Here is an 11,121-nt window from a genome sequence, read left to right on the forward strand (position 1 = left end):
TCGCGCCGGTCAGCTCACCGCCTTCTCGAACAGCAGGAACGCGGCGATTATCCCGCCCACCACGACCAGCCCGTAGTAGCCCGAGGATCCGACGTAGTCGAGTGTCGACGCGGCGACGACGATCGCGATGATCAGGAATACGAAACGCTTCACGGCCTGCTCCCACCCTCGAAGTGTTCTCAGGATACGAGATCCGGCCGCGCTCAGGCGAATTGCTCCCTGGGGAACATGGTGTGGAGCAGTCCGAGTTCCGGCACCAGGGCGCCGTCCTGGCCGAGCGCGAGGAAATCCGCTTCCACCTCGGCGCGCTCGAGTTTCCCGGCACGGACGGCGTGGTAGCGGACCGTGTGCCACAGGAAGACGTCGAGATCGTCGAAACGCGTATTGCCTTCCAGCACTTCCTCTTCGTGGAATCAGACGGCGATCTGACCGTTGGTCAGCACGGCGTACAGGTTGCCGCCGCCGTCCGCGCCGATCGAGTAGATGTCGTCGTCGGTGAGCTCGGTCTCGTAGTCGCTGTCGCGAATTCCGCAGTCGTTGCCCGCGAAGTCGAAACCGTAACTCCAGTCGTGGATGTCGAGAACCTGCGGCATGCCGCCCGAACGCACGAGACGATCCAGCGCCCCGAGCGCCGTCGCGTGTTCGGCGGCCAGCCGCCGCCGGAAATCGGTGATCGGGCGGGTGTCCTCGGGGATCTCGACCGGCGGCCGGTCGGGGAACCATCGGGTCAGATCGGCTTCGAGATCGCGCTCGGCATAGCCGACCAGGGCGTCACGGGAAATTGGCACCCATGGATGGTAAACGCGGACACCGACATTCGGCCGACCGCTGGGCAACCGGGATGAGCGCGGATCTGCCCCGGCATGGTCGTCTCAGGTGTAGTCCCAGTACTGGAGCCACTTGACCGACGCGAAGAGCAGCAGAGTCAGCGCGTAGACCGCGGCGACGACCGCCGCGCCGAGCGCGCCGACCCGCTTGCCCGCACCGTCGACCGGGTCCAGCCAGCGACGGAAGCACACGGCGACCGCGGGCGACAGGATCCAGCTCATCAGGGCGACGCTGACGATCTGGCTCAGCCACATGGCAAGCCAGGGCGGTGCGCCCGCCGCGTCGAGGATCGGCCCGAGGAATCGGGACAGCGTCATGACCGTCGGATAGAGCACGAGCAGCACGAGCATGGCGATCTTCCACGTGGGGGTCACGCGGGTTTGCCCGTCGACGGTGCGCAGGGTCGATCCGAACGGCGTGGTGTGCGCGACCACCGAGAAATCCTCGGCGAGTTCCGAGCGCAGGGCGGGCAGCGCGGCGGCGCGCTGTTCCGAACGCATCCACGCCGACAGGTGTTCGGGCGTCCGGAACCGCAGCACCGAACACCAGCGACCCGCGCCGCCGGCGTGGAAGAGGGCGGCGCCGTCGAATCCGGGGAAAGTGGCGCTCAACGTCACCAGTCGCGCTTCGGTCGCCACGAAATCGGATTCCTTGCCCGGCGACACCGTGTGCTGGAACACGCCGACGCCCGGTGGCGGCAATTGCCCGTCGACGATGATCAGGTCGGTGCTGCGACGGTGGAATCCGAGCGATTCCCCCTCGGCCAGCACCGCGGCCCGGCGCGGCGAATCCAGGAATTCGTCGGCCGCCCGCGCGGTGCGGAAGGTGACGCTCAATCCCGGTTCCAACGGCGGCTCGGCGTCCGCCGCACGGCACGCCTCCACGAATCCGTCGGCGGCTGCGGCGATTTCGGCCAGCCGCGCCAGCCAGGTACGGAACGCCGTCGCGTCGGCCGGGCGGTGGAATACGGTGACCGCGGTCGCGTTCATCGGCGCACGCTAGTCGTCGTCGATCCGACGACCCTGCACGTAGACCCGGGCGATCGCGGTCTCGTCCATCCCCATGAGCAGGGTGAACAGGGTCTGGTCCCGGGCCAGGACCGGATCGTCGGCCCGGACACCGTGTGTCAGCCTGCCCGCGAGCGCCGGGGTTCCCGCCGGATCGACGACCAGGAAATCCGCTTCCTTGCCGATATCGAAATTGCCGAACCGGTTCTCCATGTCCAGGGCGCGTGCCCCGGCCAGCGTTCCGGTGAACAACATCTGCGCCGGATGCATCGATATCGCGTCCGCGCCGGGTTCGGAGATGTGGACCTTGAACGCCGCCGACAGCACCCGGGGAATCGACCATTCGTCGCCACCGCCGAAATCGGTGCCGACGGCCACGTTCACGCCCGCGGCGATCGTCCGCTTCCACGGCATCGTCCCCGAACCCAGGAATTGCTGCGAGACCGGACAGTGCGCGATCGAACTGCCGGTGGCGGCCAGCCGCGCGAGTTCGCTGTCCTGACAGTGCACCGAATGCGCGAAGATGCTGCGCCGTCCCAGCATGCTCCGTCCGCCCACCGCCGACCCGGGCAGGAATCTCCCGTCGTAGGTGTCGAGATAGGAATCGACCCCGTAGACCGTCTTGGTGGTGTCGACCTCGCCGGTGCCCGGCCGATTGTTCTCGTTGAGATGGGTGTGGAAGTACACGCCGCGCTCGCGGACCGACTCGTACAGTTCTCCGAGTTCGAACAGCGTCTGCCTGGTCACCGAGAGCGAGAATCGGGGGATCACCGCGACGTGCAGCAGCGCGGTGTCGACGTCACCGGTATCGGCGCCGTGCCAGGCGTCGATTTCCGCGCGCGTCAGCCGGACCACGTCCTGTTCGTCGATCAGCAGCGGGGCCACCGATTCGCCGCCGGTGGTCTGGATGCCGCGGCCGCTGACCACGCGCAGACCTCGGCGATGCGTTTCGGCGAACAGCGCGTCCTGGGCGTGCCGGAAAGCCGAGCCGAATACCATCGCGGCCGTTGTGCCCGCCGCGATGCGCCGTGCACAGAATTCGGCGGCGGCGATCCGCGCGTATTCGGGATCGGCGAATCGGGATTCGGCCGGATAGATGCACTGGTCGAGCCATTCGAGCAGTTGACCGCCGCCGTAGGCGTCGCCCGCGAAGGTCTGGGGGAAATGGATGTGGGTGTCGACGAAACCCGGTAACAGAAATCCGGGACGGTGATCGATGATCTCGTCCCCCCGGAATTCGGCGGGAATGTCGTCACTGTCACCGCAGTAGACGATTCGACCGTCGCCGGCGACGATCAGCGCGCCATTCGGAAGGGAGACCAGCGCATCCGCCGCGTCCTGGACGGTGGGACGTCCGGCGAGGTGGAATACGTGCCCCAAGTGGACTTGGTTCACGTAGCGAGCACAGCATATTTGCCAACCATTAGCCAGCGAATCGCCGACAACTGTCGGCAGCTGTACGGCGAAGCTTTCGACCGGGTGCGCGCAAACGGTCCGGCCGATATCGATCACCGGCCGGAGCGCCCGCTACGACCGGCGATCAGACACCGGCCGGAATACCCTTCGCGTCCTTCCTGATGCCGAAGGACGTGATCACCTCCATGACGCCGAGCACGATCAGCCAGATGCCCGCGACGAGCACCAGCGTCGTCGTCGAGGTGATCGGCCATACGATCAGCACCACGCCGGCGATCGCCGTGAGGATGCCGAAGAAGATCTGCCACCCGCGACCCGGCACCGGCTCCGAGATCGCGCCCATCAGGATCGCGATGCCACGGAACAGCCAGCCGATGCCGATCCACAGGCCGAGCAGCATGATCGAGGCGAGTTCGTCTCGGAAGCAGAAGATCCCGACGATGATGCACAGCACGCCGGTGACGAACAGCAGCACCCGCATGCCCCCGCTCACGCTGGTGCCGAACGCCGCGACCAGTTGCAGGACGCCGGTCACGACCAGATAGATACCGAAGAGAATGCCGGCGACCACCAGGGTGGGGCCGGGCCACACCAACATCATGATGCCGAGGATCACCGACAGGACGCCGATGACCAGAACCGATTGCCAGGCACTCTTCGCCAGCGACGCGAGAGGGCCCTCCAGCACGCTATTTGTGGTCATGACCCCGATGCTATGCCTCGGAGCAAAAGTTATCTGACGATTTGCTGATGAACTCGCCGAGTGGTGTCTCCCACTCTGACCGGCCCGACTACGCGGATTCCGCCGAGATGTTGACCATCCAGGAGATTCCGAAACGGTCGAGACACATGCCGAATTCGTCGCCCCACATCTGTTTCTCCAGCGGCACCGCGACGGTGCCCCCGGATATCAATTTCTCCCAGTAGCCGCGCAATTCGGCGGCGTCGTCGCCGCTGAGGCTGACCGAAATACTGCTGCCCGGCGTGTACTCCATGCCGGGCGGAGTGTCGGCCGCCATCAACGTGAATCCGCCGGGGGTTTCGAGCATGCCGTGCATGACCAGATCGGCGCCCTCCGCCTCCTTGTCACCGAAATCGCCGAACGTGTTGACGGTCAGCGTGCCGCCGAACACATCGCGATAGAACTCGAGCGCCGCGCGCGCGGTCTCGCCGAAAGAGATGTACGGATTGAGCCTGGAGACCATGGAATGCTCCTTCAGCTGTAGGTGCCGTCACCTGCGAGATTACCGCCGCGCGGACCCCGCGCGATCGATGACGCCCCGCCACGTCCGACGTTTACCGGATCCGCGCCGGGGGAAGTAATCACTCGTGACTCTCGTCGTATGCACCGACCGGGTGCGACGGGGCGCGGCGGTCGACGGGTTTCGGGTGGCTAGGAGTAGAGGGTGGCGGTAGTACTCGTGCTGCAGGCACGCGGGCTGGGTGAGTTGCTCACCGCGGTCCCGGCGCTTCGTGCGCTGCGACGGGCCCAGCCGCGCGACCACATCGTGCTCGCCGCGCCGCAGCGCCTCAAGCCGATCATCGACCTCATCGCGTCCGTGGACACCCTGGTGCCCACTTCGGAGCCCGCCGCGTTGCGCTGGGAGGGCCCGCCGCCCGAACTGGCGATCAATCTGCACGGTCCCGACGCCGAGAGCATCGCCGCGCTGAGCAGAACCGAGGCCAAGCGCATCCTGAGTTACCGCGATCCGGCGTTCCCCGATCTCGCGGGCCCGGTGTGGCACACCGACACCCACGAGGTGGAACGCTGGTGCCGCCTGCTCGAATCCGGCGGTATCGGCGCGGACCGGCGCAATCTCGGTCTGCTGCCGCCGGTGTCCACGATCAGTCATCGCGACTGCGTCGTCGTCCACGTCGGGGCGAGCGCGCCCGCGCGCCGCTGGCCCGCCGAGCGGTTCGCCGCCGTGGTGCGTCACCTGCTCGTCCTCGGCCGAGATGTGGTGCTCACCGGTGACGAATCCGAACGCGACCTGGCGTTGAGTATCGCCGCGCGCGCCGGACTGCCGGTCGGGCGGGTTCTCGCGGGTGAGCAGAATCTGATCGAAGTGTCCGCCACCGTCGCCGAGGCGGCGCTGGTCATCTCCGGTGATACCGGTGTCTCTCGTCTGGCCGTCGCGTTCGGCACCAGGACGGTACTGCTGTTCGGCCCGACCCCGCCGCACTGGAACGGTCCGCCGCAGCATCTGCTCGCCAGGCACGCGGTGTTGTGGGCGGGACAGCTCGGTGACCCGGACGCCCAGACACCCGACGCCGGACTGTTGCGCATCGGTGTCGACGAGGTCGTGGACGCGGCCGACAAACAACTCGCGCGGCAGACCGGCCCGGGGACGGAATCCGGGCGCGCCCCGTATCGCCGCGTCGGCTGACCGGTCGGGCCTCGGCCGTTCAGCCGTCGGCCCCGGGCTCCGCGCCGATCCGCGCTTCGCTGAGTGCCGCGGCGTAGGCGGCGAGGGCGCTCGGCCAGAACTGTTCGAGATAGTCGCGGGCGTCGCCGAGGCCGCGCGGGTCGAGCGAGTAGAGGCGGCGGGTGCCGTCGGCACGCACCATGACCAGGCGGGCATCGCGCAGCACCCGCAGATGCTGAGAGATCGCGGAGCTGGTGACGCCGATGGCCGCGGCCAGCTCGCCGACCGACCGGGGTGACGGGGGCAGCGCCTCGAAGATCGCGCGCCGGGTGGGGTCGGCGAGGGCTTGCAGCGCGCGCACTCCATTAGTCGGCACTTAACGAGTGTGACCAACCGGAAGGTCGCTGGTCAATTCGCGACAAATCGGCAAACTCCCAGCTCAAGCCACCATCCCGGCATTTCTGTTACCCGGCCGTGACCTTCCAGCTGGGCTTTTACCGGTCCGTGATGGTAGCCACAAGATTACTGCGACCTGGAAGACGTCCCGTACGTTCGAGTCATGCCCGTGACCGATCTGTTACCTTCGCTTCGGCCCGGCGCGGACCTCCCCCGCCGTCACCGCACCGCGACTCGCGTAGTCGCCGTGTCCGCCGTCATCAGCGCCGCACTCAGCGTGCTCATCGGCGCCGACAAGCACGGCGCCGACGCCGCCGTGGCGACCGGCCCGCTCACCACCACCGCCGACACCCTCGCCGCACCGGCCGAGAACGTCGCCTTCGCCCAGCCCGAGATACCGCAGTCGGCTCCCGACCCCGCACTCTGGGACCAGCACCGCATCGCCGAACAGAATCGCATCCCCGAACCGGACCCCATCGCCGTCGAGGCCGCGCGACCCAAGACGGTCCGTCCGGTGGGCGGCATCCTGACCTCCAACTTCGGGATGCGCTGGGGCGAGATGCACGCCGGCATCGATTTCGGCGAACCGCTCGGCGCGCCCATCGCGACCGTCACCGACGGCGTCGTCATCGAGGCGGGACCGGCCACCGGTTTCGGCCTGTGGGTGCGCGTGCAACAGGACGACGGCACCGTCGGGGTCTACGGACACGTCAACGACATCCTCGCCTCCGTCGGCCAGGAAGTGCGCGCGGGCGACATCATCGCGACGGTCGGCAATCGCGGCCAGTCCACCGGCCCGCACCTGCACTACGAAGTCCACGACCCCGAGGCGGGCAAGATCGACCCACTGCCCTGGCTCGCCCAGCGCGGCATCGACGCCTTCCGATTCCCGGCCTGATTTCCCGGATGACTGCCCGCGCGTTCGATGAGGGGCGAGCAGGCACCGAGCGGTTCTCAGCGCCCTGATGAGTGCTCGCGAACAACGACGTTCGCGGGCATTCGTCGTCTCTTGCCCCGATCCGATACCTCGGTGTAGCCCGCGCGCCGAACCAGTACTGCGGTATCACCGTCGAATGGTCCCGCGGCGGGATGCCTTCGCGCGGGCGCGATTCCTAGTTTCGGTCTATGCCGAGCAGTGATATCGATTCCGCCGTAACGGATTCCGCACCGGGGCGGTATCACCGCATTCCCGCCCTCATCCCCCGAGGCGGTCGTCCGCACCGTCCGCTACTGGCCATGGTCGCCCTGATGACGACGCTGGTCGTCGCATCCCTCCTCGGCACGCTGGTCGACGACCGCGTGCTGCTCGGTGAGTCGGTCTGGGTCAAACCACTGAAATTCGGGTTCGCCTTCGCCGCGTACGGCCTGACACTGGCGTGGTTGCTGTCGTTGCCGCACCGCGGCAGTCGCGCGACCTGGTGGCTCGGCACCGTCTTCGCGGTGACCGGCGTCGTCGATGTCGGGTTCATCGTCGTGCAGGCCGCGCGCGGCACCTTCAGCCATTTCAACGGTTCCGAGTCCGACGCGGTCAACGTCATCGGACAGCAGATCTTCATGTCCGGCGTGCCGGGGTTGTTCCTGGCGAACCTCGCCATCGTGGTCATCCTCTCGTGGCAGCGACTGGTCGACCGGCCGACCGCGCGCGCGATCCACGCCGGAATGGCGCTGGCGGCACTCGGGATGTTCCAGGCGTATCTGATGGGATTCACCGGCAAACAGCGGGTGCTCGATGCCTACGGCCAGGTCGTCGAATTGGTCGCCGGGCACACGGTGATCGATCCCGCGTCCCGCACCGAGGCCGTTCGCGACGCGGACGGTATGCCGATCACGCACTGGAGCACGACCGGCGGCGACCTCAGGATCGCGCATTTCGTCGGGCTGCACGGCATCCAGATACTGCTGCTCGCCGTCCTCGTCACGGCGTGGCTGGCACCGCGTCAGCCCTGGTTACGCGCCGAACGCACGCGCGCCGAACTGATCGGCGTGCTCGCGTTCGGCTATACGGGTCTGTTCGCACTGGTCTTCTGGCAGGCGATGCGCGCCCAGTCGCTGATACATCCCGACGACACGACCCTCGGGGTATTCGCCGGACTGGTGGCCGTGGTCGCGGGACTGACGGTCCTGGTCTACCTGCGCGGTCGCGACCTGATCCGCGCGGAACCCGACACGGCGCCCGCGCTCAGCGCAGTCGTTCGGCCTCTCGGGTGAGTTCGAGCAGGGTCTTGCTCAACGCGGCGAGTTCGGCGTGTTCGGCGCCCTCCTCGATCGCGATCGCGACGTCCTCGGCCGCGCAGCGCGCCGCGAACCAGCGATCGGCCAGGTCCGCGGCCTCCTGGGCGCTGAGCACGACCGAATCGTCCGGAATGCCGGTCCCCTTGAGGCTGTTGCGATTCTCGTAGGCGCGCTGACGGCACGACTGCCTGCAGTACCGGCGACGGCGGCCTGCCTCCGATTCGACTATTTCGCGCCCGCACCACAGGCAGGACAGTTGACGTTGAGCGGTGGCATTGCCTGACCTGGGCGTGTGTGGCACGTCGCACACGATAGCGCCGCGCGCGGGAGCGGTGGTAATTGCCGTTGTGAGGCTTGGCAATCCAGGACATATCCCGGGGCGAGTGCACACGAACGGGGCGCGACCACTACAATTGCACGGTTCACCGTCGCCGGGGCGGGAACTATTCAGGCAGACCCGTTCGTTGTACCGAAGGTCCGGTGAGCGCGCGACGTGCTCGTCCGAACACGACCCGCAACGCAACACGGACTCGAGCACACAGGGAGAGGCACACCATGGCAGATCGCGTACTCCGGGGCAGTCGGCTCGGAGCGGTGAGCTACGAGACCGATCGCGACCACGACTTGGCGCCGCGTCGGATCGCCCGGTACCGCACCGACAACGGCGAGGAATTCGACGTTCCCTTCGCCGACGATGCCGAGATCCCCCCGAACTGGCTGTGCCGCAACGGCCAGGAGGGCATCCTGCTCGAGGGCACCACCCAGGAGACCAAGAAGGTCAAGCCGCCGCGCACACACTGGGATATGCTGCTCGAGCGTCGCAGCAAGGACGAGTTGGAGGAGCTGCTCAAGGAGCGGCTCGACCTGCTGAAGACTCGTCGCCGCGTCTGATCGCGTCCGGCGTCGGTAGACAGTCGGAAAAAGGCCGCTCCCCTCGGGGACGCGGCCTTTCTCGTATTCGGACGCCTCCGCCCGTCACCTCGGCGGACGATCAGTGACTGGCGACCTTGCGGTACTGCAACAGGGCAAGCGGCACGGCGACGGCCAGGATCACCAGCGAACAGGCGATCGCATAGGAGACGCAGTGATCGGCGGCCCACCCGCTGGCGGGTGTGAAGGTGGGCGGCGCGCCGTTGTCGAAGAGTGTGCGTCCGGCTCCCGCGACCGCGGTGATCGGATTCCACTCGGCGATGGTGCGCAGCGGGCCCGGCAGCGTCTCGGCGGAGATGAACGCCGAGGAGATGAACGACAGCGGGAACAACCAGATCAGCCCCGCGCTCTGCGCCACCTCGACGGTGGGCGACATCAGCCCGGTCAGCGCACCGACCCACGACATCGCGAACGCGAAGAGCAGGATGACGCCGAAGGCGAGCGCCGCGTCGGCGACACTGCCGTTGATCCGCCAGCCGACCACGTAGCCGCAGCCGACCATGACGATCAAGCTCAAGATGTTGACCACCAGATCGGACAGCGTGCGTCCCATCAGCACCGCGAGCCGTGACATCGGCAGCGTGCGCATGCGGTCGATGATGCCCTGATGCAGATCGCCCGCGAGACCGACGGTGGTGAACGCGGCGTTGAAGGCGACGGTCTGCGCGAAGATGCCCGCGAGCAGGAATTCGCGGTACTGACTGCCGCCCAGCGACGCCCCGAAGATGTAGGCGAAGAGGAAGACGAACATCAGCGGCTGGATCGTCGCGGTCACGAGCAGCGTCGGCACCCGCAGGATCGTCAGCAGATTGCGGTAGGCCACGATCGCGCTGTCACGGAAGACCCGCACGCGCGGCGCGGTGATCTCGGTGTTCACCCGCGTCTTCGCCGTATCGACGGCGGAATCCGCGCGCGGCGCTTCGTCTTTCACGACGGTACCGGCGACACTCACGACATGATCTCCTCTTGTACGTCATCGGTTTCCGGTTCCCGCGCGACCGCGTCGTCGGCGGGAGTTCCGGTGAGAGAAAGGAATACGTCGTCCAGGCTCGGCCGGTGCACATTCGCGTCGAGGACGCACACGCCCGCGTCGTCGAGTCTGCGCAGCGCCTCGACCATGGTGCGCGATCCGTCGCCGACGACCACCGACGCCTCGTCGGTGCCCGGCTCGTGCAGCGGTTCGCCGACCCCGACCTGGGCGAGTACCCGCAACGCGGGCGCCATCCGCTGACCGGCGGCCAGGGTGACGGTCAGCCGGTCGCCGCCGATAGAGGTCTTCAGCTCGTCGGCCGAACCCCTGGCGATGACCTTGCCCTTGTCGATGACGGTGATCCGGTCGGCCAGCAGATCGGCCTCTTCCAGGTACTGGGTGGTCAGCAGCACGGTGGTGCCGTCGTCGACGAGATCACCGATGACCTGCCACATATCGAGGCGTCCGCGTGGATCGAGTCCGGTGGTCGGCTCGTCGAGCACGACCACGGCGGGCCGGGCCACCAGCGCGCCCGCCAGGTCCAGGCGGCGCGCCATACCTCCGGAGTAGGTGCCCGCGCGGCGATGCGCCGCGTGGTCGAGGCCGAAGGCGGTGAGCAGTTCGGCCGCCCGCGCCGAGGCCTGCCGCTGCGACATGCCGTACAGCCGGGAAACCATGCGCAGGTTCTCGTATCCGGTCAGGTTGCCGTCCACCGCGGCGTACTGGCCAGAGAGCCCGATACGCCGTCGCGCTCCGGCCGGATCGCGCAGGACGTCGACACCGGCCACATGCACCGATCCCGCGCACGGCGCGAGCAGTGTGGTGACGATCCGGACGGTCGTGGTCTTACCGGCGCCGTTGGGTCCGAGCAGGCCCATGACGGTGCCCGCGGGGATTTGCAGGTCGATATCGTCGAGTACGCGGACCTTGCCGAAATTCTTCGACAGTCCCTGCACTTCTACGGCGAAACTCATGA

Annotated in this window: 15 protein-coding genes; 4 read left to right on the forward strand and 11 right to left on the reverse strand. The window is 67.5% G+C overall.

The features are described from left to right. Positions 1–9 precede the first annotated feature (9 nt). The 7 genes from DAT37_RS44675 to DAT37_RS42215 all read right to left on the reverse strand — a co-directional run bounded on the left by DAT37_RS44675 (position 10) and on the right by DAT37_RS42215 (position 4,456). A complete protein-coding gene (locus DAT37_RS44675; protein ID WP_157978982.1) occupies positions 10–153 on the reverse strand; it encodes a hypothetical protein in 144 nt (47 codons plus the stop codon). A gap of 50 nt (positions 154–203) precedes the next feature. After that, positions 204–398: a hypothetical protein gene (locus tag DAT37_RS45965; protein WP_232840326.1), complete on the reverse strand. Its 195-nt coding sequence runs from the start codon at positions 396–398 to the stop codon at positions 204–206. 15 nt (positions 399–413) lie between these two features. After that, on the reverse strand, positions 414–788 hold the full coding sequence (locus tag DAT37_RS45970) for a hypothetical protein (protein ID WP_232840327.1): 375 nt from the start codon (positions 786–788) through the stop codon (positions 414–416). An 84-nt stretch (positions 789–872) separates the two neighbouring features. Then, positions 873–1,817: an antibiotic biosynthesis monooxygenase gene (locus DAT37_RS42200; RefSeq protein ID WP_109530560.1), complete on the reverse strand. Its 945-nt coding sequence runs from the start codon at positions 1,815–1,817 to the stop codon at positions 873–875. A 9-nt stretch (positions 1,818–1,826) separates the two neighbouring features. Next, a complete protein-coding gene (locus tag DAT37_RS42205; protein WP_109530561.1) occupies positions 1,827–3,230 on the reverse strand; it encodes an amidohydrolase family protein in 1,404 nt (467 codons plus the stop codon). A 145-nt stretch (positions 3,231–3,375) separates the two neighbouring features. Beyond that, positions 3,376–3,954: an HdeD family acid-resistance protein gene (locus DAT37_RS42210; protein WP_109530562.1), complete on the reverse strand. Its 579-nt coding sequence runs from the start codon at positions 3,952–3,954 to the stop codon at positions 3,376–3,378. A gap of 88 nt (positions 3,955–4,042) precedes the next feature. Then, positions 4,043–4,456 carry a VOC family protein gene (locus DAT37_RS42215; protein WP_109530563.1) on the reverse strand — a complete coding sequence of 138 codons (414 nt, stop codon included), beginning with the start codon at positions 4,454–4,456 and terminating at the stop codon, positions 4,043–4,045. Positions 4,457–4,657: 201 nt separating this feature from the next. On the opposite strand from DAT37_RS42215, the gene DAT37_RS42220 reads away from it, so the two are divergent. Next, complete coding sequence (locus DAT37_RS42220; protein WP_109530564.1) at positions 4,658–5,638, forward strand: glycosyltransferase family 9 protein; 981 nt, start codon at positions 4,658–4,660, stop codon at positions 5,636–5,638. Positions 5,639–5,657: 19 nt separating this feature from the next. On the opposite strand, the gene DAT37_RS42225 is transcribed toward DAT37_RS42220, so the two are convergent. After that, on the reverse strand, positions 5,658–5,993 hold the full coding sequence (locus tag DAT37_RS42225; RefSeq protein ID WP_109530565.1) for an ArsR/SmtB family transcription factor: 336 nt from the start codon (positions 5,991–5,993) through the stop codon (positions 5,658–5,660). 183 nt (positions 5,994–6,176) lie between these two features. Between DAT37_RS42225 and DAT37_RS42230 the strand changes: the two genes are divergently transcribed. After that, positions 6,177–6,911: a M23 family metallopeptidase gene (locus tag DAT37_RS42230; RefSeq protein WP_109530566.1), complete on the forward strand. Its 735-nt coding sequence runs from the start codon at positions 6,177–6,179 to the stop codon at positions 6,909–6,911. Positions 6,912–7,138: 227 nt separating this feature from the next. Further along, a complete protein-coding gene (locus tag DAT37_RS42235) occupies positions 7,139–8,221 on the forward strand; it encodes a hypothetical protein (protein WP_332873398.1) in 1,083 nt (360 codons plus the stop codon). Here DAT37_RS42235 and DAT37_RS42240 read toward each other — a convergent pair. Beyond that, positions 8,193–8,546: a hypothetical protein gene (locus DAT37_RS42240; protein WP_109530646.1), complete on the reverse strand. Its 354-nt coding sequence runs from the start codon at positions 8,544–8,546 to the stop codon at positions 8,193–8,195. The two genes, DAT37_RS42235 and DAT37_RS42240, sit on opposite strands and share 29 nt — an antisense overlap. A 254-nt stretch (positions 8,547–8,800) precedes the next feature. Between DAT37_RS42240 and DAT37_RS42245 the strand changes: the two genes are divergently transcribed. Further along, the gene (locus DAT37_RS42245) at positions 8,801–9,136 is read left to right on the forward strand and encodes an RNA polymerase-binding protein RbpA (protein ID WP_109530567.1); all 336 of its coding nucleotides are present in this window, start codon (positions 8,801–8,803) and stop codon (positions 9,134–9,136) included. 100 nt (positions 9,137–9,236) lie between these two features. On the opposite strand, the gene DAT37_RS42250 is transcribed toward DAT37_RS42245, so the two are convergent. Then, a complete protein-coding gene (locus DAT37_RS42250) occupies positions 9,237–10,052 on the reverse strand; it encodes an ABC transporter permease (protein ID WP_198654721.1) in 816 nt (271 codons plus the stop codon). A 71-nt stretch (positions 10,053–10,123) separates the two neighbouring features. Next, the gene (locus DAT37_RS42255) at positions 10,124–11,119 is read right to left on the reverse strand and encodes an ATP-binding cassette domain-containing protein (protein ID WP_109530568.1); all 996 of its coding nucleotides are present in this window, start codon (positions 11,117–11,119) and stop codon (positions 10,124–10,126) included. Positions 11,120–11,121: the final 2 nt, after the last annotated feature.

This window comes from Nocardia aurea (genome assembly GCF_003123685.1).
GTDB classification, from domain to species: Bacteria; Actinomycetota; Actinomycetes; order Mycobacteriales; family Mycobacteriaceae; genus Nocardia; species Nocardia aurea.

Bases quoted from the DNA above. Each gene is read 5' to 3' on its own strand.
- DAT37_RS42230 (WP_109530566.1), top strand. From the start codon at position 6,177: ATGCCCGTGACCGATCTGTTACCTTCGCTTCGGCCCGGCGCGGACCTC.
- DAT37_RS42245 (WP_109530567.1), top strand. From the start codon at position 8,801: ATGGCAGATCGCGTACTCCGGGGCAGTCGGCTCGGAGCGGTGAGCTAC.
- DAT37_RS42200 (WP_109530560.1), bottom strand. From the start codon at position 1,817: ATGAACGCGACCGCGGTCACCGTATTCCACCGCCCGGCCGACGCGACG.
- DAT37_RS42235 (WP_332873398.1), top strand. From the start codon at position 7,139: ATGCCGAGCAGTGATATCGATTCCGCCGTAACGGATTCCGCACCGGGG.
- DAT37_RS42255 (WP_109530568.1), bottom strand. From the start codon at position 11,119: ATGAGTTTCGCCGTAGAAGTGCAGGGACTGTCGAAGAATTTCGGCAAG.
- DAT37_RS42210 (WP_109530562.1), bottom strand. From the start codon at position 3,954: ATGACCACAAATAGCGTGCTGGAGGGCCCTCTCGCGTCGCTGGCGAAG.
- DAT37_RS42215 (WP_109530563.1), bottom strand. From the start codon at position 4,456: ATGGTCTCCAGGCTCAATCCGTACATCTCTTTCGGCGAGACCGCGCGC.